The sequence below is a fragment of the Janthinobacterium sp. Mn2066 genome (assembly GCF_049319705.1).
In the GTDB taxonomy this organism is placed as follows: domain Bacteria; phylum Pseudomonadota; class Gammaproteobacteria; order Burkholderiales; family Burkholderiaceae_D; genus Janthinobacterium.
The window spans coordinates 74,244-98,625 of the sequence record NZ_JBMOUF010000008.1; the positions used below are offsets into that span (position 1 = coordinate 74,244).

Sequence of the window (24,382 nt, forward strand, 5' to 3'; positions counted from 1 at the left end):
TGTTGCACCCACAAAAAAACCGGCCCTGGCCGGTTTTTTTGCATTCCAACCCCTAAAGCGACCCTTCCAGCATCAGGCGCACGGTGCGGTAGCTGCCCGTATCGACCGTGCGCACGATGCTGCCGCTGCCGTCGGCATACAGGCTGCGCGTAGGAAACTTCTGCGCCAGCAGGTTGGCGCCCGAGACGCGCAGGCGCAGCTTGTCGCTGAACTTCCATAGCCCGTACAGATCGAGTTCGCGCCTGGTGCCCTGGTAACTCGATAGCTCGCGTGTATCGCGCGAGGCGCCGCCGGCCTGGTAATTGAGATTGCCGCCCAGCGTCAAGGGCAAGCCGGTCAACTGGTAATCGGCGCCCAGGTTGGCGCTCCACGGCAGCTGGCTGTCGAGCCGGTTATCGGGGCCGGGCACGGCATTCACGCGCGACCAGTTGCGCGCCAGGTTGGCCCGCAAGTCCAGCTTGGGTGCACCGGTCAACAGCGCCGTCAAGGGCAGTTTGGCTTCCAGTTCGACACCACGCACCTGCGCCGTGCCGTTGTTGAACGGCGAGCTGACCCAGCGTCCATTATCCTGGTACAGCTTGTCCATCATCACATCCGAGATGCGCCGCATGGTGGCGCTGGCGCTCAGCATCGCGCCTTCCGCCAGATAATATTCATAGGCCGTATCCAGGCCCCAGGCCAGTTCCGGGCGCAGCGCCGGATTGCCCTGCGTATCCGGGTTGGTGGGACTATTGCCATTGTCTATGGTGTAGGGACGCGGTATCAGCTGGAAAACCTGCGGCGCTTTATACGTGCGCGTAACGGCCAGCCGCAGCTGGTCCTTGCCGCCCAATTTCCACAGGCTTTGCAGCACCGGGCTCCACACTTGCGAGCGCACGTCGACCGCTGCAGCGTCACCGGTGGCGCTGGCCGTGCGCAAGGCTTCCCAGCGCAAGCCCAGGTACAGCGACCAGCGGGCCGAGATGTCCCATTCATCCTGCGCGAACAAGGCCAGGCGCCGCACCGTGGCGGCATAGTCTGTGTCATACAGCACCGGTAGCCTGCCCGGCACCAGCTGGCGCTCGCGGCGAAAATCCGCGCGCCGCCGGCGTTCCGCCTCCCAGCCCGCCGCCAGGGTGTGATGTTCGCCGAGCGGCCGGCGATAGGTGGCGCTGAGACTGGCGCCGATGTCGTCCACGCCCGAATCGACCAGGTGCGTGGTACTGCTCCCCGGGCCAGCGCCCTGGAAGGTGTAGTCGCTGCTGCGGTGGTTGTAGTTCAAGCCCAGCTTCAGGTCGAGACTGGCGCCGTGTTCCAGCTTGCGCAGCCATTGCAGGTCGCTGCGCACGGTGCTGCTGTCCTGGTTAAAGTAGGCGTCATTGTCCGGATAGTCGGTATTGCCGCCCAGGTAAGCGGTTTCCACCACATGGCGGGCGCTGGCCAGGCGTCGGAAACTGAACAGGTTTTGCCAGGACAGGCTGTCTTCACCGTCCAGTGCCCATTGCAAACGTGGCGCCAGTTCGATCGCGTCACTGCTCACGCGTTCGGTGAGCGGCAGATGGCGCACCACCGTGGGCCTGCCATCGGCAGCGTATTCGCGGTCCCATTCGTCCAGCAAGCCCTGGCGCCCCGTGTGGCTGAGCGTGCCGGCCAGCGCATACGACAACCGTCCATCCTTGTCGGACAACTGCATGGTGGCGCTGCCGGCCGGCATGCCATGGCTGTGCGATGCACCCAGTTTAAAGGTGCGCTCTGGCTTCCGGGAGACTTTTTTCAGGATGATATTGATGGAACCGGCAATCGCCTGCGCGGAAAATTCGGCCGTGGCGGCGCGCATGATTTCCACCCGCTCAACCAGTTCCGGATCGAGCGAGTCCAGCGAAAAGCCGGCCGGCACGGGCACGCCATTGAGCATGATCAAGGTATAACCCTGGCCCAGTCCCCGTAGCTGGATTTGCGCACCCTGCCCGTTACCCTGCGGCCCGCCGATGCTAATGCCGGGCAGGCGTTTCAGGGCGTCCGACAGGGTACGATCGCCCTGCTGGTTCAATTCCTCGTAGCCGACCACGATGCTGGCTACCGTATCGTTGCGCCGCTGCTGCAGCTTGCCGGCATTCACGGTCACGGAAGGAACGATGGCCTCGCTGGCATCCGTGATGACATCATCGGCATGGGCGTGCGCCGTCAACGGCAGCGCTAGGCTGCACAAAAATAAATTCAATCGCATGGGGGTTCCCGTAAAAGGGTAGTGGTTGCCGGGTTAGCGCTGCGCGCCAACCCGATATTCAGTCCAGGTGTTAAGGCCCAGGATTAGCGGCCAAACTGTGCGCGCCGCATGCGCAGGGCGCGCTCGCTGGCATTGGCGTCCAGGCCGGCCAGCCTGGTTTGCGGATCTTGCCGCTTGCCGTCCTGCCGCACCTGGAAGTGCAGATGCGGACCGGTCGCCGCGCGCCCTGTTGCGCCCACCGTGCCGATGGTCTGGCCCGCCTTGACGATGGCGCCATCGGCCAGCGCAACGCTGTCCAGATGGACATACCAGGATTCCAGCCCGGCGCCATGATCGATGCGCACCAGATTGCCCATCCAGTCATCGTGCGCCACCCTGGCCACGCCATCGGCCACCGCATGCACGGGCGTGCCACGGCTGGCGGCCAGGTCCAGTCCACTCAGCCCCTTGGGTGTAGTGGGACGCACCACGCCAAAAAAACCGGTGACGCGCATGCTGGCCAGCGGATTGCGCCAGGGAACGGTATTAGGTATTGCAGTAGCGGTTGCCGAGGCGGATGCAGCCTCAGCCGGAGCCCAGGCCAGCGCCGGTTGCAGGACGACGCTGCTCGCGCCCAAAGTGCCGAGCACCGTTATCACGGCCAGCTTGACGCCCCACGGCATGCTGCCGGACTGCGGGTCACGCATGCGGGCTACCCGGTCGGCCATGCCGCCGGGTTTGCCGCCAAAGGCCAGGCCGGCAGGAAAACAGGCTTGCACGCTCAACTGGCGCACCAGCGCGGCTGCATACTGTTGCCGCTGCTGCTGGGGACGGCCGGCCAGCACTTGCCGATCGCAGCCCAGTTCCTGCGCCCAGCCCAGTTTCTGGCCCAGCCAGCGCAAGGCCGGATTGAACCACAGCAAGGCATGCAAGCTGGCGGCCAGCAATTGCACGGCCGGATCGCGGCGGCGCGTATGCGTCAGTTCATGTTCGATGATCAATTGCTGCTGTTCTTGCGTGAAGTGCGCCAGATGCGCGGGCAACAGCAAACGCGGCTGCAGGGTGCCCAGCAGCATCGGCGAAATCGGTGCATCGATTTCCAGCACGGCCATGCGCCGCTGTTGCAACTGCTGCCGTTGCGCTTCCGTAAAAGCCCCGTGCGCCTGCAGGGTGGCCAGGTCCAGCGGACGCGCCGCCTTCAGCATCGCCATCACGAGGGCCTGGTTGCGCCGGTAACGCCAGGCCATGCAGGCCACGCCACATGGATACACCAGCAGCCAGGCCAGCGCCAGGCGCTTCAACCAGCTCGCATGGAAGGCAGTCTGCGCATCGTCGGCCGGTAATGCGGGCGCGAGCGTTGCCTGTGCCAAGGGCGTCGGCAGCGCCTGGACTACCGTCGTAGTCACCAGCAAGCTTACTTCCGGCACCACGCTGATACGCTGGCTGTGGGGCAGCAATGACAAGATGAATACCAAGGCCAGCAGCAGCTGCGCCCCCAGCCATACGCCGCGCTGGGCGGCCAGCACGGGCCAGCGCCGTTGCGCCAGGTGCAGCAGGCCCTGCAGCAACAAACCGGCCAGCAGGCAGGCGATGGTCGATTGCAATAATTTCAAGGCAAACAAGGTCATCGCTTACTCCTTGTTGTCGAGGGGCCAGTCGTGCAGCATTTGCTCCAGTTCGGCCAGTTCCTGCTGGTCCACGAGCTTGCTGCCCGTAAACATGCTTACCGGCAAAGGACTGTCGATTTCCATCACCCTGCGGCCGAAATCGTTGGCAAACGCGGCCAGGGTGGCCACCTTGTCCACATGCGCTTCATACACCAGCACGCCATGCAGGCTGCGCTGGGACAACATGCCTTTTTCCAGCATGCGCTCGACCGTCTTGCGGGTCGAGGAAAACGACCAGCCCAGTTCTTCTTCCACGCTGGCGTGCAATTCGCGCGAAGACAAGGGCTGCTGTTTCCACAGCGCCTTCAATAACGATAGTTCGGTAACCGATGGCGTACTCATGATTTTCCCCTTGCCGGATGAATGCGTGACGTTTAAAACAATTATGCGACAATTGTCACATGCAATGCAAGCAAAATTTGCGACAGTTGTCACATGAATTTTCTTTCATGCATCCTTTCATTTGTGAATCAATTGAAACGCTTTTATGCCAGGCTGTTATACTTCGCGTGTGCGGCACATATGACCAGTCCCCTTGCCGCTGTCTTTCGACCCCTAATCTGATTGCCTGCGACTGGCGCCTCACGATGGCGACAGGCCGATCTCACAATAAAGTTATCATGTCCTTTTCCTCCCTCGGATTGTCCGACGCTATCGTACGTGCCGTTACCGAACACGGCTACACCGTGCCGACCCCGATCCAGACGCAGGCGATCCCTGCCGTGCTGGCCGGTGGCGATTTGCTGGCCGGCGCACAAACCGGTACCGGCAAGACGGCCGGTTTCACCCTGCCCGTGCTGCACCGCCTGTCGACCGACGCGAATGGCGCGGCGATTACCAGCAACACGTCCACGCGCCCGATCCGCGCGCTGATCCTGGCGCCGACGCGCGAACTGGCGGCGCAAGTCGAAGAAAGCGTGCGCGCCTACAGCAAGTACACCAAGCTGAACTCGGCCGTGATCTTCGGCGGCGTCGGCATTAACCCGCAAATCAAGCAACTGAAGCACGGCGTCGACATCCTGGTCGCCACGCCAGGCCGTTTGCTGGACCACATGGGCCAGAACACGGTCGACCTGTCGAAAGTGGAAATCCTGATCCTCGACGAAGCCGACCGCATGCTGGACATGGGCTTCATCCGCGACATCAAGAAAGTGCTGGCCGTGCTGCCGCCGAAACGCCAGAACCTGCTGTTCTCGGCCACTTTCTCGGAAGAGATCAAGGCGCTGGCCGATGGCTTGCTGAACAAGCCCGCCATGATCGAAGTGGCGCGCCGCAATTCGACCGTGGAAGTGATCAAGCAAAAAATCCATCCGGTCGACCGCGACAAGAAACACCCGATGCTGTCTTACCTGATCAAGGCGCATAACTGGACGCAAGTGCTGGTCTTTACGCGCACCAAGCACGGCGCCAACAAGCTGGTCGAGCAACTGGGCGCGGACGGTATCGGCGCACTGGCGATCCACGGCAACAAGAGCCAGTCGGCCCGCACACGCGCGCTGTCCGAATTCAAGGATGGCACCCTGCAAGTACTGGTCGCCACCGACATCGCCGCGCGCGGTATTGATATCGATCAATTGCCCCACGTGGTGAACTACGACTTGCCGAACATTCCGGAAGATTATGTGCACCGTATCGGCCGCACGGGCCGCGCCGGCGCCAAGGGCGAAGCCGTGTCGCTGGTCTGCGTGGATGAGCACGAAATGTTGAAAGACATCGAAAAGCTGATCAAGCAAAGCCTGCCGCGCGAAGTCATCCCTGGTTTTGAACCAGACCCGACGGCACGCGCCCAGCCTGTGCAATTGCGCAGCGGCACCGGCGGCCACCGCAACAACAGCCGCGCGCCAGCTGGCCAGGTGGTGCGCGTCAAAACCGGCGGCAGCGGGGCCAAGCCACGCAGCGGCGGCCCATCGGGCGGCGGTAATCGTGGTGGCGGCAACCAGCCGCGCTCGGCAGCATCGCATCGCTCCGGCGGCCGCGGCCGCTAAGCCCTTCCCGGCCACCTAAAAAACCGTTCCAGGAATTGCTTCCGGAACGGTTTTTTTATGCCCGCCACTTTCCTGGAAATTGGGCTAGGATGGTGTTCAACGCTTCCTCATTTCTTAACCGCGCCATGCCCAATTTTTCTGCCAACCTCAGCTTGCTATTTACTGAACTGCCCTTCCTCGACCGTTTCGCCGCGGCCAGGGCCGCCGGCTTCGAGGCCGTCGAATTCCTGTTTCCGTATGCGCTGGAAAAACAGCACATCGCGGCGCGGCTGGAACAGCATCAGTTGCAGCTGGCGCTGTTCAACCTGCCTCCTGGCGACTGGGAACAGGGCGAACGGGGCATCGCCTGCGATCCGCGCCGCAATGAAGAATTTCGCGCCGGCGTGCGCCTGGCCATCGATTATGCGCTGGCGCTGGGCGCGACCCGGCTGCACTGCATGGCCGGTATCGTGCCCGCCGGCATGAGCCTGGAGCGGGCCCGGCAAAGCCTGATCGGCAACCTGCAATATGCGGCCGATGCCTGCCGCCCGCATGGCATCGAGGTCTTGATCGAGCCGATCAACCACTACGACATGCCCGGTTACTTTCTCCATCATAGCCAGCAAGCGGCCGACATCATCGCCGATTGCCAGCGCAGTAATATCTTCCTGCAATACGATATTTATCACATGCAGCGCATGGAGGGCGAGTTGAGCAATACCATCCGCACCTTGCTGCCGCTGATACGGCATATCCAGATCGCCGATACGCCCGGCCGCCACGAACCGGGCACGGGCGAAATCAATTACCGCTACCTGTTCAAGCTGCTCGACCAGGTCGGCTACAGGGGCTGGGTAGGCTGCGAATACCGTCCCGCCGGCGATACCCTCGCGGGACTGGGCTGGCGCACGCACCTGAGCACCGAGTAATAGTCCAAGCTTGCGCCCGCACAAGGCAGATCGCACAGACAGGAATAACAATACCTTTCCATACAGTATTTTCACTGTCGAAAGATATCGTGACTTCCCTTCCCAGCCGCCTGTGCCTTGTGTTCAGCCTGACCTTCACCCTGGCCGGCTGCGCCGGTACGCGCCCCGAACTGGCCCAGGTGCGCGCGCTGGCCGCCGAAGGCAGCGCCCTGAATGCCTTCAGTGAATTGTCGCAGCGCCACCTGGACAGCTACCGGCGCAGCCGCCCTTACCTGTCGCCGCAACAAGATACGCAGGCACGCCTGCTGGCTGCGCAAACGCGCGCCGCGCACGCCGACGTGGCCGCCATCGTGCAAGCCATACGCCTGTATCTGCAAGCCCTGGGCCAGTTGGCGCGCGACGACGCGTTTGACTTGCGCAAGGAGTTGAGCAGCGCCGGCAGCGCCTTGCGCGCCTGGCCAGACAACGGCATCGACGACCGCCACGTCACGGCCTATGCCGCCCTGCTGGGACAATTGTCGCGCCTGGCCGGCCGCAGCAGCCAGCAGATACAGCTGGCGCAAGTGCTGCACGATGGCGATGCCCCGCTGCAAGCCTTACTCGAAGCGCTCGATGGCTTGCTGCGGCTGTACGACAAGAGCGGCGACAACGAACGCGATATCGTGCTCGGTTTGCTGGAAGTGGAAATCGCCTACGCCGATACGCCGCAGCAACGCTTGCCGGCGGTGCTGGCGTCATCGGTACGGCAAGATAAAAGCGAAGAATACCGCTTATACGGCCTGCGCCACACCCTGGCGCGAAAACAGCTGAGCCAGCTGGCGCGCGAACATGGACGCCTGGCCATGGCGATTACTGACACAGCGGGAGCAGCACCATGATGGATACCGTCATCACCGAACGTCGTGAAGCCGCACTCAGCAGCGCCATGCGCGTCGAGCAACTGGCAGACAGCCTGTCGCAGGCGGCCGCCAGCCTGCATGGCGCCGTCATGCGCGCCATCCGCAAGCGGGCCAGCCAGGGCGAGAACGGCATTAGCCAGACCCAGGCACAAGCCGTGTTTGCACTGGAAGTGGCCCTGCGCCAGCAGGCGAACCAGCTATATGCCGACGCGGCCGGCCATACCGTGACGGGACTCGATGCGGCGCAGCGCCAGCTGAGCGGCCTGCTCGATGCGGCCCGCCTGTCGATTGCCCGCAACGATAACGTGCGCCACTGGATCAGCCTGGCGACGGGCTTGCTGAACCTGGGCAGCGCCGTCATCGCCGGCAACCCGGAACGCATACTGGCCAGTGTCGACAAGGTGCGTGAGCGGCTGCAAGCGGCGCCCCACGACTGATTGAAATTGGCTCGCCAGCACCTATACTGGGACGATCATGCATCGCACGGCAATCATGCCGGCGGGACGACCAGGAGACCCATCATGCGTATCGAACCGTATCTACAATTCAATGGCAATTGCGCGCAAGCACTGGAATATTACCGCCAGCATCTGCAAGGCGAAAACCTGTGCCTGATGCCGTTCCGCGGCAGTCCCGGGCAAGATCAAGTCCAGCAAGACTGGTACGACAAGATCATGCACGGCTCGCTGCAACTGGGCGCCACCACGCTGATGGGGTCCGATGGCGGCTGCCGCGAAGATGGCGCCAAGGAAATGTCTGGCTGCTCCGTCTGCCTGAGCGTGGACCAGCCGGACCAGGCGGAGCGCGCGTTTGCCGCGCTGGCGCATGACGGCAACATCCATATGCCTTTGCAGGAAACCTTCTGGGCGCACCGCTTTGGCATGCTGAAGGACCAATTCGGCGTGGCCTGGATGATCAACTGCCTGAAAACACCGGACAGCGCAGCATAAAACGGCCCACCCGCACCTGCGCCGCCTCAAACGCGGCGCGGGCGCCAGCACAAGCAGAGATGGCGCGCATGGACTACCATGGAGAGTGACACTTCGACACGCGAGCTGGCCATGGATGCACTGCAGAAAGAGTTACCGCAAGGATCTGGGCAAGGATTAAGCCAGGCGCAACTTGACCGCTTGCAGGGCGTGCTGGAACAGCGCAAGCAGGCCTTGCTGGCTCAAATCGACCATGAAAACGCCGAAGCGGACGAGCATGGCATGCTGCTCGGCGAGGTCGAAACCTCGCCGGCCGACAACGCCAGCGTGCGCACCCTGAACGCCCTCGTCAGCGAAGCGGCCGAACATCACGTCGCGCAGCTGGCCATCATCAAATACGCGCTGGCCAGGTTTGCCGATGGCAGCTACGGCCTGTGCGACAACTGCGGCGAAGCGATCGGCCCGTCGCGGCTGAACGCCCACCCCGAAGCGCGCCTGTGCATCGATTGCCAGACGCGGCTGGAAAAGCGCGCGGACAAGGGCGGCCGATAAACCGCGCATCGCTGCTCAGCTTGCGGCGACCATGCGCTTGATCGTGTCCGGCGCGATGCGTAACAGCATCGGTAACCACCTGGTCTGGCCCGGCAACGCCATCGGCTGGCGCCGTTCGAGCGCCTTGAGCGTGACGGCCGCCACCTCGGCGGTGGACAATTTCTTTCCAGTCACATTGGCATTCATCCGCGTATCGACCATGGGAGGGATCAGCTCAAGCACATGTGTCCCCTTGGGGGCAAGCTGCCGGCGCAGTCCTTCGGCGAAACCGTGCAAGCCGGCCTTGACGGCGCCATAGGTCGGCGCACGCGTCGGCGAAACCAGGGCGTAGCCTGACGTCACAAAGACGATGGCTTGCAGGGCGGGCCAGCGGTGCAGCACCTCGCCCGTCAACGCGATCGGCGCGGTGAGATTGAGCGCAACCTCCTGCTCCAGGTCTTGCGTGACATCGAGTGCCGTGCTGAAGTTGCGTTCGACGAAAGTGCCGGCATTGCTGATCAAGACGTCAAGCCGGCCGTAGCGCTCGGCGATCCGATGCAGCATGGCGCTGCGCGCCGCACGGTCGGTCACGTCCGCCCGGATCGCCAGGGCATGCGGATACGTACGCGCAAAGTGCTCCAGCGCAAGTTCTGAGCGGCCGCAGACAACCACTTCATCCCCCCGCCGCATGCAAGCTTCGGCCAGGCCCAAGCCTATGCCGGCCGTGCCTCCCGTAATCAGGACAACTTGTTTCATCATGTTTGCATCGCTCCTGGACAGGTAAGGAGATAGAATGATCTCCTTTGGTTACCTACTGTATATTGGAAACCAGACTATGCCAAGGAGGCACTTTTTTGACACAAGGTTACCTGATTGAAACCGAGGATTGCCACCGCGTGACCGATGCGCTGGCCCGTGTCGGCGATAAATGGACGGTGCTGGTGGTGATCCAGCTCGACACCGGGCCGCAGCGCTTCAGTGAGCTGCGCCGGGCCATCGGCGCCATCTCGCACAAGATGCTGGCCGCCACGCTGCGGGGACTGGAGCGCGACGGCTTCGTCACGCGAACCGTGTATCCCACCAAGCCGCCCAGCGTCGAGTATGCGCTGACCGGCCTGGGGCGGGACATGCTGGTGCCGGTGAAGGCACTCGGCACCTGGGTGCTGGACAATCTCCAGCGTATCGAGAGCGCCCGCCACGATTTCGATGCCGCGCTGAACGGAAAGTAAATCATCTGCAGGCCGGGCCAACACAGCGAGGCTGTGCCGCGCATGCCGACATGGCGCGGAAAAAACAGCAAGGGGCAAGACATTGCTGTCCTGCCCCTTGTTTTCCGCCTGTATCACTGTTGCTGCCTTGCTGCTGTCCAGCCACCTGCCAGCCTCTGCGTGCTGGCTCGGTGGCCGGGTCTCCTCCACTGCCGTTGCTCTTTACGCCTGGCCTTGCACCGGTCAGCTCATGTGCTGCCCGCCATTGATGGCGATATTCGCGCCCGTCACGAAGGCCGCCTCGTCCGACGCAAGATACGCCACCAGCGCCGCCACTTCATCGGGTTCGCCCAGGCGGCCCAGCGGAATCTGCGGCAATATCTTGCTTTCCATAATGTCGGCCGGCACGGCAGTGACCATCGGCGTGCGCAGGTAGCCGGGCGAGACGGTGTTGACGGTGATGCCGTGGCGCGCCACTTCCAGCGCCAGTGCCTTGCTGAAACCATGCACGCCCGCCTTGGCTGCCGCATAATTGCATTGGCCAAACGCCCCCTTCTGGCCATTCACGGACGAGATATTGATGATGCGGCCCCAGCGCTTGAGCAGCATCGGTTCCAGCACCTGCTTGCTCATGTTGAACAGGCTGTCGAGGTTGGTGCGCATCACGTCGGCCCAGTGCGACAACTCCATCTTGCGCATGCTCTGGTCGCGCGTGATGCCGGCATTATTGACCAGCACATCGATGCGGCCAAACTGCTCCAGCACCCGCCCCACGGCCGCCGCACACGAAGCGAAGTCGGCCACGTCGGCTTCCAGCGCATGAAAATAATACTTGTCGTGCTGCTGTGCTTCCAGCCAGGCGCCAACGCGCTGGTTGCCAGGCGAGTGCACGGCCACCACGGCAAAACCGGCGCCGTGCAGGCGGCGGCACAAGGCCGTGCCCAGGCCACCCATGCCACCGGTCACCAATGCCACTTTTTTTTGTTGCGTATTCTGATTCATGTCCCTGTCTCCCCGTCTTTGATTGTTTTTTCTGCGAGGAATCAAGTGTAGGAGCAGTTTTTCTCCGCTGCCTTGCGCAATATCAAGTGCCGAGCCTGCTGCATTCGTGCGCAGGCGAGCAAGCCTCCTGTGCCAGAATGGACACTATCTCCACACAAGAAGGGCTGGCCATGACGTATAAAACCGTGCTGCTCCACATCGACGATAGCGCCAGCCGCGATGCCCGCATCGCCGTCGCCGCCAGCATCACGCAGGCCTGCGGCGGCCACCTGACGGGCGTCTCGCTGACGGGCGTCTCGCGCCTGCTGTACCAGAACCAGTCCGAGCTCGATGCCGACCCCAACCTGGCGCTGCACCTGGACTTCCTGCGCGAGCGGGCCCGGCGCGCGCTGGATGGGGTCGAGCAACAAGTGCGCGCGGCAGGCGTGACGTCGTTCGAGCAGCGCGTGGTCGATGACGAGGCCGCAGGCGGCATCAGCCTGCTGGCCCGCTATGCGGACCTGGTGGTGATCAGCCAATACCATGCGCAAGACAAATCGCCGTCCGTGATGCGCGACTTCCCTGCGTATGTGCTGCTGCATGCGGGCCGGCCCGTGCTGATCGTGCCGTATGCCCAGGCACAGCCGGCATTGGCGCCCCCGGCGGCGGCCCGCACTGTACTCATTTCGTGGAATGCCAGCAAGGAAGCGAGCCGTGCCGTCAGCGCCGCCCTGCCCCTGCTGCAGCGGGCAGAACAGGTGCACGTGGCCGTCTTCGACGCCAAACTGCATGCGGCCGAGCATGGCGAACAGCCCGGTGCGGAACTGCTGGAATATCTGTCGCGGCATGGCGTGGAAGCCAAACTGCTGCTGCTCGACGGCGGCGGCACGCGGCGCGGCGATATCGGCGACGCGCTGCTGTCGCAGGCGGCCGACCTGTCGGCCGATTTGCTGGTGATGGGAGCCTACGGACATTCGCGTTTGCGCGAAACGATACTGGGCGGCGTGACGCGCACCGTGCTGCACAGCATGACGATTCCCGTGCTGATGGCGCATTAAGCGACAGTCGCTCTAGCCTTCCGACTGCCAGGGCAAATTGCGGATCTTGGCTACCTGGCGCTGCGCCAGCCACTGCCACAGCTGCAGCGCATCGGCCTGCTTCAGGGCCGACATGCGGCGTGGGCTGGCCAGGGCGATTTCGCAATCGCGGTCCGACCATTCCTCGAAAGTGACTTCGCCTCCGCTAGCGACCTCGACCTGGTACATCAAGCCATCGTCGTAGCCAAAACGCAACAATACGGCGGCCGGACCACCGTCTGCCGTGGCGGCGGGCTTGCCAGGTTTGCCGTACACCTCGGCCAGCGCATCGGCCAGCTGGGTCGGCGACGGCGCACAGATGTCGCGCCCGTCGGCCCGCGTAAGAATGAACCATGCCTGTGTCATGACGCGCCCTCCTATCCATACTCATTAGCATGCGAGGCATTCGATGGACAGTCACGCTGGTGCTGTGCTGCCAGCACGGAAACCATCCCTATCGGCATTACCGGTAATAAAGACTGGATACTGACAAGGATAATACCTAAATTTCGTGCAGTGCGGCATTTTTGGTGCCGGCAGCGTTTTTTATGCCACTCAAGCCACCAGCACGGGGATGCTGAGCGGATCGAAATCATGCCAGTCGCCATTGGCGATCGTGCCCTCGGCCTCTTCGATATGCTGGGCGCCCAGCCGGTGCAGCGCTTCGAGCGCCCGTTCGCGCTCATACAGGCCGCTGAGCGCCACGGCGATCAGCATGCCGGGATGACGCGGCTGCCGGCGGTTTTCACCGTTTTTTTCAGACTCGCCCGCATCCTTCATTTTATTGAAACTGTAGAGTGAACCGACGTGGCCGCCCACCAGCGCGCCGACCACCACCGGGCCCAGCGGTCCCGTCGCCAGGGTGGTGGCGGCGCCGATGCCGGCGCCCACCGCCGCGCCGACCGCCACGCCTTCGGCGATGCCTTCCGGGGTTTCCTTCGCGCCCGGCGAAGCATCGCGGTCGCCGCCCAGCGCGTGTACATCGTGCTGGCCAGGCTGGTTGACAAAAAAGGAACTGATGCGGCTGTCGGGAAAGCCCGCCTGCTTCAACGCTACGCGTGCAGCGGCGACCTCATCCTGCAACTGAAAATGACCTGCAATAATGCGTGACATGATCTCCCTCCTATGGCTTGCCGGCGCGCCATGCGCCACCGTGCCAGCGTGCGCCTGGCGGACGGCATTGACCGTTCGCTTGCGCACGCAGCAGAGAAAATCAGGCGGCAGCAGACGCCGTGAAGGGGCTGCGGATATCGGACAGGAATTGCTGCGCGCGCGGATGCTGTGGGCTGCCAAAGAAAGCCTCGGGCGAACCGCGCTCCAGTACTTGCCCGTGGTCCATGAACCAGACCCGGTCGGCCACCTCGCGCGCGAAACCCATTTCATGCGTGACGCACACCATGGTCATGCCGCCATGCGCCAGGTCGCGCATCACTTGCAGCACTTCGCCCACCATTTCCGGGTCCAGCGCGCTGGTCGGCTCATCGAACAGCATCAGCGGCGGCTGCATGGCCAGCGCACGGGCAATCGCCACCCGCTGCTGCTGGCCGCCGGACAAGGCGGCCGGCATGGCGTGCGCCTTGTGGGCCAGGCCCACGCGGTCCAGCAAGGCCAGCGCGCGCTCTTCCGCTTCGTGCTTCGACAAGCCGCGCAGCCGCTGCGGCGCCAGCGCGCAATTGGCCAGCACCGATAAATGCGGGAACAGGTTAAATTGCTGGAAGACAAAGCCGATATGCGAACGGAAGGCGTTCACATCGAGCCCCGGCGCATGGATATCCTGGCCCGCCACCGTGATATGGCCGGAAGCGATCGGTTCGAGCCGGTTGATGGTGCGGATCAGGGTCGACTTGCCCGAGCCGGACGGGCCGCACACCACCAGCACTTCGCCTTTCGACACATGTTCGCTGATGCCGTTCAAGGCGTGGTAATGGCCATAGTATTTATTGACGTTGTCAAAGGTGATCATGCGGCGGCTTTCAAAACGCGGGCCTGGCGCCGCTCGAGCCAGAAGGCGGCGCGCGACAGGCTGAAACAAAGAATGAAGTAGGTCAAGCCCAGCAAGAAATACACTTGCACCGGCTTGGTCAGCACCAGGCCATTGACTTGCGACGCGACGAACGATACTTCGGCCAGGCCGATGATGTAGCCGAGCGAAGTTTCCTTGATGGTCGAGACGAACTGGTTCACCAGCGAGGGCAGCATATGGCGCAGCGCCTGCGGCAGGATCACCGTGCGCATGGCGGACAGGTACGGCAAGCCCAGCGACCGGGCCGCTTCCAGCTGCCCCCTGGGCACGGCTTGCACGCCGGCCCGCACGATTTCCGCCAGATAAATGCCATCGAAGATGACCAGCGCCACCAGCATGGTGGTAAATTGCCCGCTTTCATGGCCCGTCAAATTCGGCAGGAAAAAGTAAGCCCAAAAGATGACCAGCAGCAAGGGAATGCCGCGCACCACGTGGATCAGCGCAGTGACCGGCCAGCGCAGGGCGCGCCAGGGACTGATGCGCGCCAGGCCCAGCAGCAAGCCTAAAGGCAAGCTCAGCACCAGCGCCAGTCCCGCCAGCAGCACCGTCAGCGCCAGGCCGCCCAGCGGCCCTTCCGGGTAGCGGCCGACCAGGAAATACAGCCAATAATCTTGTAGCACTTCCAGCATCAGGCAGCCCTCCTTTGCAGCAAGGCCGCCAGGCCCGAGATCAGCAGGGAAACGGTCAGATACGCCACGCTGGCAAACGCAAACGCTTCCACGCTGCGGAACGACGCCGTTTCCACGCGCTGCGTCTGGTACATCAGCTCGGCCACGCCGATCACGGTGGCGATGCTGGTGTTTTGCCACAGGTTCAGGGTTTGCGACAGCAGCGGCGGCAGGGACAGGCGCAAGGCTTGCGGCAAGATGCACAAACGCATGGTTTGCAAGAAACTCAAGCCCAGCGCCCGACCCGCTTCGAATTGCTGGGCAGGAATGGCGCGGATGCCGCTGCGGATGTCTTCCGCCATGTAGGCGGCCGTGTACAGGGTCAGGGCGACGATGGCGCTGATGGCCTCGATATTGCCCGCATACAGACGCTCCTTCCATTGTTGCGGCAGCAATTCGGGCGCGCCGAAATACCAGAACAGGAAATGCGCGAGCAAGGGCACGTTACGGATCAGTTCGACGTACGCCGCACCCACGGCGTTCAGGAAGCGCGACGGCGCCAGGCGCAGCATGGCCACGCCGCACGCCAGGGGCAAGGACAGCAGCAGGGTGATGCCCATCAATTGGAGGGAAAGCAGCAGTCCGGAGAGCAACCAGTCGTGGTAGTCGCCGGACAGCAAGAGATGCAGATCGAATTGAAGCATGGAGATGACAACGGTGGTGCGGCCGCCGGTCAGGCCGCGCCGCAGATTTGCTTAAAAAAGCAGATGCAGGGAATCAGGATTCGATCTTGTCGGAATCAAACTTGAAGGTGCGTTTCTGGAATTTGACGTTGCTGGTCGGGCCATACCATTTGAAGAACAATTGTTCCGCTTCGCCCGACTTTTCCAGGCTGCGCAAGGTATCGTCGACGGCCGCCTTCAAGCCTTTTTCGCCCTTGCGGATGCCGAAGGCAAACACTTCCGTGCTGATATTTTGCGGCAGCACAAGGTAATCTTTTTGCGCGGCGCCCAGCTTGGCGTAGTTATTCAGCAAGGACACTTCATCGTCGACATAGCCGGCGCCCTTGCCTTGCTGCAAGCCCAGGTAAGCCTGGCCCGCCGTCTCGAACGTCACCACGTCCACGCCCGGCACGGCCTTGCGGATATTCGGTTCCTGCGTGCCGCCCTTGACGGTCAGCACCTTTTTGCCGGCCAGGCCAGCCACGCTGGTGATATTGCTGCTCTTTTTCACCAGCACGCGCTGGCCCGTATAAAACGTGGACAGCGAGAAATCGATCAGGCTTTCGCGTTCCTTGTTATGCGTCAGGGACGCCGTCAGGATATCGATGCGGCCTTGCTGCAATTCAGGAATGCGGGCGGCCACGGCCAGCTGCTTGATCACCGGTTTCACGCCCAGGCTCTTGGCTATCGCGCGGCACAGGTCCACTTCATAACCGACCAGCTGGCGCGACTTGGCGTCGATAAAGCTGTTTGGCTCATCCGTGCCCAGGGTACCGCAGACCAGTTCGCCCTTGGCCTTGATCGTGGCCAGCTGGTCCGCTTGCGCTACCTGGACAAAGGCAACAGTGGTAAGAACGAGCGCGGCAAGGTGAAGACGGGTCTGCATGGAAGTCCTGTGATGGCTGAAAGATGCCGTCATTAAACCCTGTCCGTCTTATTTCCAAAAAGGAATCTTTTCACCGTTGCTTATGCAAAAAACTTATAAGGCTTGCCGCTTTTCCCGGCGAGCGCGCCCTGCCGTCAGCCACGCAGGTAGGGATAGGTCAACACCAGGAACTGCACCGCGTTGACGATGAAGTGAGTGGCGATGGCCGCCTCGATTCTTTTGGTCTGGCGATAGGCAAAACCGTAACCGAGGCCAGCCAGGGTCGCCAGCAACACCACGCGCCAGCCACCGGCCGCATGCGTGAGTCCGAACAGCACGCTGGCGACCAGCACCGCCACCATCTCGCCGCTGCGGGTGTCAGCCAGGAAGGCGGCCATGCGCCCTTGCAGCAAGCCACGGAAAAAAGCTTCTTCGGCAACGCAGGTGAACAGCAGATTGACCAGCAGGAATTGCAAGGTGATGTCCGGGAATTTGACATCCGGCTTCACAAAGCCGATCGCCAGCGCGGCGCCCACCACCACGATCAGCGTGACGGCCATCACCGGCACGGCCCGCTGCATGGCTAACACGAATTGCGGCCCATCCTGCGCGCGGGTGCAAAACAGGGCCAGCAAGACCAGCCCGGCCAGGCCCTTGTCGAAATTCAGGTACTGGGTGTACGGCGCGCCGCCAGGCGACAGGACCAGCTTGTCGATGATGCGCGGATTATGGAAACCCGGCAAGAGGTGCATGGCCAGCGCCAGGGCGGCCAGCATGGTCAACAGCAGCAGCAAGCGGCCCAGCCATTTCGCTTCCGGCCTGCGGCCGCTACGCTGCGCCGACACGGCAAGCGCGATGAACACGGCGATGGACGGCAGCGCCAGCGGCGCCAGGATGCCGCTGGCAAGGCCGCTGGCGATGGCCGCCAGCAATAACACGCCCCAGGCGGGGAGCCGCAGCGATGATCCCAGGCGCACATCAGGGAACCAGACGGACAAGATGGCCAGACCCAGCAGGCCGTAAGTAATCAACATGGAAAGCCCTGTCAAATGAAGAAGCGGCCACCACTATAAATGACTTACGACAATATGACAGATGCAATCGTTTCCATTGCAACCAAAATGACGCACCGGCAATTCAATGTGTTTCGGCCAGGCGGCTGATCACCTCCCTGGCGCCATCCGCTCCCGGGTAGTCCGGGTCCAGCCGCAAGGCTTGCCGATACGCCTGCACCGCCTGTGCCGGGAGGCGCTGTTCAACATAAAAGCTGCCGAGGGTGTCGTGCAGATTGGCGTCGCGCGGATGCAACTGGATCGCCGCCTGCAACAGGGCCGTGCCCGCAGCCACCGCACCACCGGCCTTCAGACGATAGGCGGCATTATTCAGGGCCGTGGCGCTGGCGGCGCCCTGCGGATCGCGGGCCAGCGCCAGGCGCAGCGCAGCCATGCTGGCGACGCTATCGCCTGCACGCATCAACAGTATGCCGTGCAAGGCTTGCGCGCGGTCGCTGAGCGGATACAGCGCCACCGCCAGCCCTCCTGCCGCCAGGGCCTCAGCGCTATCGCCGCGCCCGCTTGACGCCTGCGCCAATTCATTGATTTCGGTCATGAAGTCGGGATAGGCCAGCTGGCCCCGGAAAGCCGTTTCCAGCTGCTGGCTGAGTTGCGCCACCGAACTGGCCTGCTCAGGCCAGGCCACCGCGCCGGTGCGGTCCCAGCTGGCGCCCAGCTTCAGCATGGCTTGCTCGAAGGACAGCTCGAAGCGGGGCATGCTCCCGGCCGGCGCCGCTTGCGACAGCACAATATAGTCGCGCACAAAGGCCAGCGGGCCGCCATGGGCGTATTGATCCAGGTCAAAACCCGCTTGCCGCAGCCGGGCGGCCATGCTCGATCCCGCTGTCAGCAAGACGCGTCCGCCTGCCGGATGGCGGCCCGCTGCAATGAACAGGCTGGCTGCTTTGGCGTCATCCTGCTTCAGTGCCTGGCGGTTGATCTGCTCGAAGGCCTGCGTTGCCGCCTCGCTGGCATAAGGCTGGCCCGTTTTTTCCAGCTGGGCGCGGCCCTCTTCGAACAAGACCCTGGCCAGCTGTGCATAGGGCTGCGCGTTGGCCTGGGCGATATAGGGTTTGAGTTGCCACGGCTCGCCCGTGACCACCTCGAACAGACGCTCGGCAAACGCCGCCGTATTGACTCTTTCCAGGTTGGACGCCACCGCAATCGTCAGCTGGCGCGACGGAAAACTGAACAGATAGGTGGCTGTTTCCGGCTGCTGGCCACTGTGCGACATTACATAACGCCCGCCCGTCGGATAAACCTCCCAGCCCATGCCGTAGTCGCTCAAGCGCCCTGCGCGCGTGACCATCGATTCCTGCATCAGCGCCAGGCTGGCCGGCGACAGCACCTTGCCGCCCAGGATGCCCTTGCCGAAAGCCAGCATGTCGGGCACGGTCGAGCGCGTGCCGCCGGCCGAAAAGCGACTGCTGACATCGACGAATTCCGAATTTTTCACTTCCTTGCCGACCAGCCCGTAGCCGCGCACCCGGTGCGCGATCACGGCTGCAGGATCATCCATGATGGTGGCCGCCATGCCCAGCGGGCCCCACACGTGGCGCTGCATGTAATCGCCATAACGTTCGCCCGAAACGTTCTCGATGACGGCGCCCAGCAGATTGTAGCCATAGCTGGTGTAGCGGTAACGCGTGCCGGGTTCGGCGATCAGGTCGAAATGCTCGAACACGGCAATCGACTCGCGCGTGGTTTTATGTTCCTTGAAATGCTGCTCCAGCTTGCGGTCGCGGTAGGCGTCGATGCCGGCCAGGTGGCCCAGCAGCAGTCTCACCGTAACGGGAAACGGTTTCACGGGAAAATACGGCACATAGGTTTGCACGGGCGCATCGAGATCGACCTTGCCCTGCTCGACCAGCTGCAAAATCGCAGCCGCCGTCATCGGCTTGGTGACCGACGCCAGGCGATAACTGGAGACGGCCGTCATCGGCACGCCGTTCTCCAGGTCGGCATAACCGTAACCCTTTACCCATTCCACATCGCCGCGCGTAAAGCCGATGGTCATGCCGGGCATGCGCTCCATGGCCATGCGGCTGCCGACCCAGCCATCGAAGGCCGCCAGCCGCGCAGCGAGGGCAGTATCAGGCGCCGCCGCCTGGGCCTGGGGGAAAAAGAAAAATAGCGCGGCAGTGAATCCATATTTTTTCCAGCTAGGCATCGTCAATCATTCCGTAGTGAGCGTTTGTTGACGACGATGGTAAGCATATTTCTTCTCTTTTTGGACAGCATTGCACGAAATGCACCCAGCTTACATGAATGGCACGGCAGGCTGGTCGCTAACCGCTACAATGCCCGGCATGCCCTCCTTGTCATCCCTCCTCACTTGCCTGCTGCTGTGCTGCCTGGCCCTGGCCAGCCCCGCCATGGCACGCAGTCCGGCCATGGCGCTGGACGATGGCTGGCGCAGTTGCGGCGCCCCGCCTTCCGCCACGGCATCGCTGCACAACCTGCTCAAGCGGCAACAACTGTTGTGCCTGGAACGCGAGCTGGTCCTCCCCGCCACGCCGCAATCGCCGCAAGTGCTGGTGCTGTCGGCGCTGGCAGCCAGCACCTTGTGGCTCGATGGCCTGCAGATCGCCGGCAATGGCCAGCCTGCCGCGCAAGCCGCCGGTGAAATCGCCGGCCAGATCGATCTGGTCGTGCCCCTGGCGCCCGCGCAACTGGCCCAGGGCACGCACCACTTGCGGCTGCTGCTATCGACGCAGCAGGTGCCGGCCCGCCTGGATGCGCCGTTTTATGGCGTCTTCCTGCAAGACCAGCAAGCGTATCAGGCGGCGCAAGCCTGGCGCACTCTGCTGCCGTTGCTGCTGGCCGGCGCGCTGGCCAGCGTCAGCCTGCTATTTTTCGCCTTGAACCTGCTGTATCAGCGGCGCTTGCATTGGGTTGTGTTTACGGCGCTGTGCCTGGCAGCGAGCCTGTTGCTGGTGGCGGAAACCTGGCGCAGCCTGGCTGGCTACGCCTATCCGCTGCACAGCGTGCGCCTGCATGCCATCAATCTGCTGACCTGGCTGTTCGCCGCGCTGCTGCCGCTGTACTTTTTCTGCGCCTATCATCGCCGCCACTGGCTGCTGGCCGCTGCCCTGATACTGGCTGGCGTCGCCGTGGCCGGCGCGCTGCCGGCCCATTTCGACAACCAGTGCAGGTCGATGTTTGTCACGGGATTGATGCTCAGCCTGTTTCTGAACCTGGCCGCCCTGTGGCGCCGCTTGCCGGGCAGCCGGGCCGGCACCGCGATTGCGCTGGTTTCGTGCGCCATGTACCAGCTGGCCGGTAACGGTTTTGCCGAAGGCGGCTTTGCGCTGGTGGTCTGCTTCCTGCTGCTGCCCCTGTGCTTTCAATTGCTGTCGCAACTGATGCGCGACCGGCAAAAGGCGGCGCGCGCCAGCCAGCTGGAAAACCAGCTCCTGCGCAAGAGCCTGCAACCGCATTTCCTGATGAATTCCCTGAGCCTGATCAGCGAATTGAATGCGCAATCGCCGCAGGCGGCAGAAGACTTCATCGTCGCACTGGGCGCCGGTTTCCGCATGCTCAACGACTACGCGCAGCAGCCCAGCATCGCCCTGGCGCAGGAACTGGCCCTGTGCCATAACTACCTGGCCATCATGAGCACGCGCTTGCAGCAGCCATGCATCCTGGAAACGGAAGGCGACACCAGTGCCATCATCGTGCCGCCCGCCACCCTGCTGACGGCACTGGAAAACGCCTTCAGCCATCACCGCTACCGGCAGGGAGCCACTTTCCGGCTAGAAATCGAAAGGAATGGCCACACGGATATCCTGCGCCTGCTGCTGCCGGCCGGTGAATCGCGGCCCCATGCGGGCAGCGGCATCGGGGAGCGGTATATCCGTTCCAGCCTGCAAGCCGTGTTTGGCAGGCACGCCCGCTACGACATCACGCTGCAGCCAGGCGGCAGGCAGCTGACACTCACCTTGCCGGCGGCGTCATGAAGATCGTGATACTGGAAGATGAACCGCTGATCGCGCAGCGCCTGGAGCGCGAGGTGCGCGCGTTTTTCGGCGCGCGCCTGACGCACCTGGCGCAACATGACGACCTGGAACAGGCGCTGGCCGAGCTGCAGTCCGGCCCCTGTGATTTATTGCTCCTGGACTTGAACCTGCATGGCGCCGATGGCTACGACTTGCTGCGGCTGGTGGATAAACGCCGCTTCCGGACGATTATCGTTTCGGCCCATGCGGAGCGCTCGATCACCGCGTTTGACCTGGGCGTGCTCGATTTCGTCGCCAAGCCCTTCAGCCGCGAGCGCCTGCAGCAAGCCTTGCAGCGCTATACGGATCTCAGCGGGCCACCGCAACTTTCGCTGGCAGTAAAAAAGCGGGGCGCGCTGGAATGGATCGCCATCGCCGAGATCGACCATGTGCAGGCCGACGGCCATTACAGCAATATCGTGCTGCGTAGTGGCGAACAATGTTTCCACGACTTGCCGATCGAAAAGCTCATGACCCTGCTGCCGCCGCATTTCTTGCGCGTGCACCGCTCCTACCTCGTCAACAGCCTGTTTTTCCAGCGCCTGCATATCGCCGCGGGCGGCAAGTACGCGCTGGACACGCAGACCAGCAGCGGTATTCCTGTGTCGCGCAGCAACTATGCGCTATTGAAACAAAGGCTGCTGGGCTAAAGCTACCAGTGCGGCGCGTAATTGGGGAAGGGCGAGGCCATGTGCTCGGGTTCGCTCGGCGGCGACATCCACTCGCGCGGGTCCACCTTGTAATACTTGAGAAACTCCATGTACAGCTCTGCGTGATGTTCGGCCATCTGGTACGGCTTTTCAAAGAAGGTTTCGGTCGCCACGGCAAAGAATTCGGCAGGATTGGTGGCGCCGTAATGGTCCATCACGCTTTGCTGCTGATAAATGGCGTCATGGCGCAAATTGGCGAAATCGCGCGACAGCACCGTGGCCCAGCTGCGGTAGCTCGAGACATTCGGCAAGTATGGCGCGCCGTTGGGGGCGCCCGATTCGCTGTCGAGCTGGTGCGCAAATTCATGCAGCACCACATTGTGGCCATCGGTCCAGTCGGCCGCGCCGCGCTGCACATGGTCCCAGGACAATACCACCCGGCCATCGCCCCACGATTCACCGAGCAAGCCATTGACCGCCGGCGTCACCACGCCGCCCGGCCCCACTTCATTGCGCGTGACCACAAATTCGGTCGGGTAGACCAGGATGGTGGCGAGCTGCGGATAGACCTGGGTCTGGCGGTTCAGCAACAGCAGGCAAGCCTGGCCGGCAATGGTGTAGCGCATCTCGTCCGTGACTTCCAGGCCGCCGCAGCCGACGAATTTCTTTTGATACAGAAACTGCACCACCAGCCGCTGCAATTGCTGCTGCAACAACGCCGGCATGCGCCGGTAGACGGGAATATTGCGCTCCAGAACAGCCAGGCCTTCCGCCGGCAACGGTTTGGCCAGCGCCCGTTTCAGGCGCCAGCCTGGAAACCACAGCGCAAGCACGATGGCGGCGATGACCAGGGCGATCCACAGCAGCGGGTTCATGTCGATACCCGTTTCAGGACAGCGGAAGCAAAAGGGGCGCAGGCGAGGTAGGCAGGCAAGGACAGACTCCTTCGAGTGGGCCCGCGCCGGTACGGGCAGGCAGTCCAATCCAGATGGGGCTGCTTGATATCTTTTCAATCAGCAATTACGAGATGCCCTCGTATGTTTCTAAAACACCAAAAGCCGGGCTAAAACCCGGCTTTATTAATTACACAGTCACAACGCCTGACCAAACCGACGCGCAGTCGGTTTGGTCAGGTGTTTACTATTCAGCGGCTTTTTGTTGTGGCGCACCGAATAGCGCTGCCACCAGCGGATCGCGCATCACCGGGCCGCGGTTGACGCGGATGGCGTAATGCGTGTCATCGGCCAGGATATGGAAGTGGCGGCCGCTGCCTGCCATGCTTTGCTCGCGCAGGCCCGGACGGTCCTTGCGCGGTGGCGCGCCTTCGCGTTTCGGTTGCACGATGGCAGCCAGGAAAGCTTTCACGCGTTCCGGATCCGGCGTCAGCTGATATACGGCCTTGCCCAGATAAGTGGCCGTCCCTTCGATATAGCGGGCCAGTTCGATCACGCCCGCTTCGCGCAGGTCGCGGATGTATTTGCGGGCGCCCGATGGCGAAAACTTGAGGAACCAGGCGATTTCATCAGCCAGCATCTCGTGCAGCGACAATTCGGCGATCAGCTTTTGCATGTTTTCGATGCGGCGCAAGGTGGCGGACGTCGAACGCACGCGTTCGATCGGCGCCATGGAAATTGGGTTCATGCGCTCCGGGGGAATCGGAGCCGCACGCTCGACCATTGCCATTTGGGGACCTTTTTCAGGGCCACGAAGTTCCTGGTGCGCTGCCTTCATTTCGCTCTTCACGTGAGACTGAGTCATTGCATGCATTTGAACACTCCTTTTTAAACGATTGCCGGTAGCCCGAATTATTAAATTCTTGGCAATTTCTTTGCCAGAAAGCCACAATTCCTAGGCGTCTGACTAAAGAATGCCTGCGTGAATGGTGTTGGTCTGTGCGTTATCGAACATTAGGATGAAGATTCGTGGTTGGAAGAGAGAAATATTGCATCTCGGTATTTTTTACAACAGCTTACATATTCCCGGTCCGATAGCACGCACAAGGTGAGATGGCGAACAGAGGCGGCACGGGCATTGCCATAAATTTAAGCCGAGCGCTTTCATTCATGTCTTCGTTGATCTTTTTATTCATGTTTTC

Annotated in this window: 25 protein-coding genes; 10 read left to right on the forward strand and 15 right to left on the reverse strand. The window is 62.5% G+C overall.

Annotation, left to right across the window (positions count from 1 at the left end; genetic code table 11):
- Positions 1 to 52: 52 nt before the first annotated feature.
- The 3 genes from ACL9RI_RS16555 to ACL9RI_RS16565 all read right to left on the reverse strand — a co-directional run bounded on the left by ACL9RI_RS16555 (position 53) and on the right by ACL9RI_RS16565 (position 4,194).
- On the reverse strand, positions 53 to 2,206 hold the full coding sequence (locus ACL9RI_RS16555; RefSeq protein WP_422727612.1) for a TonB-dependent receptor plug domain-containing protein: 2,154 nt from the start codon (positions 2,204 to 2,206) through the stop codon (positions 53 to 55).
- A gap of 83 nt (positions 2,207 to 2,289) precedes the next feature.
- Positions 2,290 to 3,813 carry a M56 family metallopeptidase gene (locus ACL9RI_RS16560; RefSeq protein WP_422727613.1) on the reverse strand — a complete coding sequence of 508 codons (1,524 nt, stop codon included), beginning with the start codon at positions 3,811 to 3,813 and terminating at the stop codon, positions 2,290 to 2,292.
- A 3-nt stretch (positions 3,814 to 3,816) separates the two neighbouring features.
- Complete coding sequence (locus tag ACL9RI_RS16565) at positions 3,817 to 4,194, reverse strand: BlaI/MecI/CopY family transcriptional regulator (RefSeq protein WP_422727614.1); 378 nt, start codon at positions 4,192 to 4,194, stop codon at positions 3,817 to 3,819.
- A gap of 278 nt (positions 4,195 to 4,472) precedes the next feature.
- Here ACL9RI_RS16565 and ACL9RI_RS16570 point away from each other — a divergent pair, with 278 nt between their 5' ends.
- The 6 genes from ACL9RI_RS16570 to ACL9RI_RS16595 all read left to right on the forward strand — a co-directional run bounded on the left by ACL9RI_RS16570 (position 4,473) and on the right by ACL9RI_RS16595 (position 9,125).
- Positions 4,473 to 5,837, forward strand: a complete 1,365-nt coding sequence (locus ACL9RI_RS16570) for a DEAD/DEAH box helicase (protein WP_422727615.1) — start codon at positions 4,473 to 4,475, stop codon at positions 5,835 to 5,837.
- A 125-nt stretch (positions 5,838 to 5,962) separates the two neighbouring features.
- Positions 5,963 to 6,745: a 2-oxo-tetronate isomerase gene (otnI, locus tag ACL9RI_RS16575; RefSeq protein ID WP_422727616.1), complete on the forward strand. Its 783-nt coding sequence runs from the start codon at positions 5,963 to 5,965 to the stop codon at positions 6,743 to 6,745.
- A gap of 89 nt (positions 6,746 to 6,834) precedes the next feature.
- Positions 6,835 to 7,623: a hypothetical protein gene (locus ACL9RI_RS16580; protein WP_422727617.1), complete on the forward strand. Its 789-nt coding sequence runs from the start codon at positions 6,835 to 6,837 to the stop codon at positions 7,621 to 7,623.
- A complete protein-coding gene (locus ACL9RI_RS16585; protein WP_422727618.1) occupies positions 7,620 to 8,081 on the forward strand; it encodes a hypothetical protein in 462 nt (153 codons plus the stop codon). Before ACL9RI_RS16580 ends, ACL9RI_RS16585 begins: the two co-directional genes overlap by 4 nt.
- A gap of 84 nt (positions 8,082 to 8,165) precedes the next feature.
- Positions 8,166 to 8,594 (forward strand): VOC family protein, encoded by a 429-nt coding sequence (locus ACL9RI_RS16590; RefSeq protein ID WP_422727619.1) that lies wholly within the window; start codon positions 8,166 to 8,168, stop codon positions 8,592 to 8,594.
- A gap of 78 nt (positions 8,595 to 8,672) precedes the next feature.
- On the forward strand, positions 8,673 to 9,125 hold the full coding sequence (locus ACL9RI_RS16595; RefSeq protein WP_422727620.1) for a TraR/DksA family transcriptional regulator: 453 nt from the start codon (positions 8,673 to 8,675) through the stop codon (positions 9,123 to 9,125).
- Positions 9,126 to 9,140: 15 nt separating this feature from the next.
- On the opposite strand, the gene ACL9RI_RS16600 is transcribed toward ACL9RI_RS16595, so the two are convergent.
- Positions 9,141 to 9,860, reverse strand: a complete 720-nt coding sequence (locus ACL9RI_RS16600) for an SDR family NAD(P)-dependent oxidoreductase (RefSeq protein WP_422727621.1) — start codon at positions 9,858 to 9,860, stop codon at positions 9,141 to 9,143.
- Between the two features lie 98 nt (positions 9,861 to 9,958).
- Here ACL9RI_RS16600 and ACL9RI_RS16605 point away from each other — a divergent pair, with 98 nt between their 5' ends.
- Complete coding sequence (locus ACL9RI_RS16605) at positions 9,959 to 10,333, forward strand: winged helix-turn-helix transcriptional regulator (protein ID WP_422727622.1); 375 nt, start codon at positions 9,959 to 9,961, stop codon at positions 10,331 to 10,333.
- Positions 10,334 to 10,555: 222 nt separating this feature from the next.
- On the opposite strand, the gene phbB is transcribed toward ACL9RI_RS16605, so the two are convergent.
- A complete protein-coding gene (gene phbB / locus ACL9RI_RS16610) occupies positions 10,556 to 11,314 on the reverse strand; it encodes an acetoacetyl-CoA reductase (protein ID WP_422727623.1) in 759 nt (252 codons plus the stop codon).
- A gap of 170 nt (positions 11,315 to 11,484) precedes the next feature.
- Here phbB and ACL9RI_RS16615 point away from each other — a divergent pair, with 170 nt between their 5' ends.
- Positions 11,485 to 12,351 carry a universal stress protein gene (locus ACL9RI_RS16615; protein ID WP_422727624.1) on the forward strand — a complete coding sequence of 289 codons (867 nt, stop codon included), beginning with the start codon at positions 11,485 to 11,487 and terminating at the stop codon, positions 12,349 to 12,351.
- Between the two features lie 12 nt (positions 12,352 to 12,363).
- Here ACL9RI_RS16615 and ACL9RI_RS16620 read toward each other — a convergent pair whose 3' ends face one another.
- The 8 genes from ACL9RI_RS16620 to ACL9RI_RS16655 form a co-directional block, all read right to left on the reverse strand.
- A complete protein-coding gene (locus ACL9RI_RS16620) occupies positions 12,364 to 12,735 on the reverse strand; it encodes a hypothetical protein (protein WP_422727625.1) in 372 nt (123 codons plus the stop codon).
- A gap of 189 nt (positions 12,736 to 12,924) precedes the next feature.
- The gene (locus ACL9RI_RS16625) at positions 12,925 to 13,482 is read right to left on the reverse strand and encodes a hypothetical protein (RefSeq protein WP_422727626.1); all 558 of its coding nucleotides are present in this window, start codon (positions 13,480 to 13,482) and stop codon (positions 12,925 to 12,927) included.
- 100 nt (positions 13,483 to 13,582) lie between these two features.
- A complete protein-coding gene (locus ACL9RI_RS16630; RefSeq protein WP_422727627.1) occupies positions 13,583 to 14,332 on the reverse strand; it encodes an amino acid ABC transporter ATP-binding protein in 750 nt (249 codons plus the stop codon).
- Positions 14,329 to 15,021 carry an amino acid ABC transporter permease gene (locus ACL9RI_RS16635; RefSeq protein ID WP_422727628.1) on the reverse strand — a complete coding sequence of 231 codons (693 nt, stop codon included), beginning with the start codon at positions 15,019 to 15,021 and terminating at the stop codon, positions 14,329 to 14,331. Before ACL9RI_RS16635 ends, ACL9RI_RS16630 begins: the two co-directional genes overlap by 4 nt.
- Positions 15,021 to 15,704 carry an amino acid ABC transporter permease gene (locus ACL9RI_RS16640; protein WP_422727629.1) on the reverse strand — a complete coding sequence of 228 codons (684 nt, stop codon included), beginning with the start codon at positions 15,702 to 15,704 and terminating at the stop codon, positions 15,021 to 15,023. The genes ACL9RI_RS16635 and ACL9RI_RS16640 overlap by 1 nt, the downstream gene beginning before the upstream one ends.
- A 73-nt stretch (positions 15,705 to 15,777) precedes the next feature.
- On the reverse strand, positions 15,778 to 16,608 hold the full coding sequence (locus ACL9RI_RS16645) for an ABC transporter substrate-binding protein (protein WP_422727630.1): 831 nt from the start codon (positions 16,606 to 16,608) through the stop codon (positions 15,778 to 15,780).
- Positions 16,609 to 16,742: 134 nt separating this feature from the next.
- The gene (locus tag ACL9RI_RS16650) at positions 16,743 to 17,621 is read right to left on the reverse strand and encodes a lysostaphin resistance A-like protein (RefSeq protein ID WP_422727631.1); all 879 of its coding nucleotides are present in this window, start codon (positions 17,619 to 17,621) and stop codon (positions 16,743 to 16,745) included.
- 103 nt (positions 17,622 to 17,724) lie between these two features.
- A complete protein-coding gene (locus ACL9RI_RS16655; protein WP_422727632.1) occupies positions 17,725 to 19,809 on the reverse strand; it encodes a serine hydrolase in 2,085 nt (694 codons plus the stop codon).
- A 148-nt stretch (positions 19,810 to 19,957) separates the two neighbouring features.
- On the opposite strand from ACL9RI_RS16655, the gene ACL9RI_RS16660 reads away from it, so the two are divergent.
- Both ACL9RI_RS16660 and ACL9RI_RS16665 read left to right on the forward strand, forming a co-directional pair.
- Positions 19,958 to 21,598, forward strand: a complete 1,641-nt coding sequence (locus ACL9RI_RS16660) for a histidine kinase (RefSeq protein WP_422727633.1) — start codon at positions 19,958 to 19,960, stop codon at positions 21,596 to 21,598.
- Entirely contained in the window at positions 21,595 to 22,287 is a 693-nt protein-coding gene (locus ACL9RI_RS16665; RefSeq protein ID WP_422727634.1) for a LytR/AlgR family response regulator transcription factor, read from the forward strand. Before ACL9RI_RS16660 ends, ACL9RI_RS16665 begins: the two co-directional genes overlap by 4 nt.
- Positions 22,288 to 22,289: 2 nt before the next feature.
- Here ACL9RI_RS16665 and ACL9RI_RS16670 read toward each other — a convergent pair whose 3' ends face one another.
- Both ACL9RI_RS16670 and ACL9RI_RS16675 read right to left on the reverse strand, forming a co-directional pair.
- On the reverse strand, positions 22,290 to 23,162 hold the full coding sequence (locus ACL9RI_RS16670) for a zinc-dependent peptidase (protein WP_422727635.1): 873 nt from the start codon (positions 23,160 to 23,162) through the stop codon (positions 22,290 to 22,292).
- A 265-nt stretch (positions 23,163 to 23,427) separates the two neighbouring features.
- Positions 23,428 to 23,928 carry a winged helix-turn-helix domain-containing protein gene (locus ACL9RI_RS16675; RefSeq protein ID WP_260174087.1) on the reverse strand — a complete coding sequence of 167 codons (501 nt, stop codon included), beginning with the start codon at positions 23,926 to 23,928 and terminating at the stop codon, positions 23,428 to 23,430.
- Positions 23,929 to 24,382: the final 454 nt, after the last annotated feature.

Bases quoted from the DNA above. Each gene is read 5' to 3' on its own strand.
- ACL9RI_RS16645 (WP_422727630.1), bottom strand. From the start codon at position 16,608: ATGCAGACCCGTCTTCACCTTGCCGCGCTCGTTCTTACCACTGTTGCC.
- ACL9RI_RS16630 (WP_422727627.1), bottom strand. From the start codon at position 14,332: ATGATCACCTTTGACAACGTCAATAAATACTATGGCCATTACCACGCC.
- phbB (WP_422727623.1), bottom strand. From the start codon at position 11,314: ATGAATCAGAATACGCAACAAAAAAAAGTGGCATTGGTGACCGGTGGC.
- ACL9RI_RS16590 (WP_422727619.1), top strand. From the start codon at position 8,166: ATGCGTATCGAACCGTATCTACAATTCAATGGCAATTGCGCGCAAGCA.
- ACL9RI_RS16640 (WP_422727629.1), bottom strand. From the start codon at position 15,704: ATGCTTCAATTCGATCTGCATCTCTTGCTGTCCGGCGACTACCACGAC.
- ACL9RI_RS16665 (WP_422727634.1), top strand. From the start codon at position 21,595: ATGAAGATCGTGATACTGGAAGATGAACCGCTGATCGCGCAGCGCCTG.
- ACL9RI_RS16670 (WP_422727635.1), bottom strand. From the start codon at position 23,162: ATGAACCCGCTGCTGTGGATCGCCCTGGTCATCGCCGCCATCGTGCTT.
- ACL9RI_RS16650 (WP_422727631.1), bottom strand. From the start codon at position 17,621: ATGTTGATTACTTACGGCCTGCTGGGTCTGGCCATCTTGTCCGTCTGG.
- ACL9RI_RS16600 (WP_422727621.1), bottom strand. From the start codon at position 9,860: ATGAAACAAGTTGTCCTGATTACGGGAGGCACGGCCGGCATAGGCTTG.
- ACL9RI_RS16585 (WP_422727618.1), top strand. From the start codon at position 7,620: ATGATGGATACCGTCATCACCGAACGTCGTGAAGCCGCACTCAGCAGC.
- otnI (WP_422727616.1), top strand. From the start codon at position 5,963: ATGCCCAATTTTTCTGCCAACCTCAGCTTGCTATTTACTGAACTGCCC.
- ACL9RI_RS16595 (WP_422727620.1), top strand. From the start codon at position 8,673: ATGGAGAGTGACACTTCGACACGCGAGCTGGCCATGGATGCACTGCAG.
- ACL9RI_RS16570 (WP_422727615.1), top strand. From the start codon at position 4,473: ATGTCCTTTTCCTCCCTCGGATTGTCCGACGCTATCGTACGTGCCGTT.
- ACL9RI_RS16555 (WP_422727612.1), bottom strand. From the start codon at position 2,206: ATGCGATTGAATTTATTTTTGTGCAGCCTAGCGCTGCCGTTGACGGCG.
- ACL9RI_RS16560 (WP_422727613.1), bottom strand. From the start codon at position 3,813: ATGACCTTGTTTGCCTTGAAATTATTGCAATCGACCATCGCCTGCCTG.
- ACL9RI_RS16675 (WP_260174087.1), bottom strand. From the start codon at position 23,928: ATGAACCCAATTTCCATGGCGCCGATCGAACGCGTGCGTTCGACGTCC.
- ACL9RI_RS16625 (WP_422727626.1), bottom strand. From the start codon at position 13,482: ATGTCACGCATTATTGCAGGTCATTTTCAGTTGCAGGATGAGGTCGCC.
- ACL9RI_RS16615 (WP_422727624.1), top strand. From the start codon at position 11,485: ATGACGTATAAAACCGTGCTGCTCCACATCGACGATAGCGCCAGCCGC.
- ACL9RI_RS16620 (WP_422727625.1), bottom strand. From the start codon at position 12,735: ATGACACAGGCATGGTTCATTCTTACGCGGGCCGACGGGCGCGACATC.
- ACL9RI_RS16655 (WP_422727632.1), bottom strand. From the start codon at position 19,809: ATGCCTAGCTGGAAAAAATATGGATTCACTGCCGCGCTATTTTTCTTT.
- ACL9RI_RS16635 (WP_422727628.1), bottom strand. From the start codon at position 15,021: ATGCTGGAAGTGCTACAAGATTATTGGCTGTATTTCCTGGTCGGCCGC.
- ACL9RI_RS16565 (WP_422727614.1), bottom strand. From the start codon at position 4,194: ATGAGTACGCCATCGGTTACCGAACTATCGTTATTGAAGGCGCTGTGG.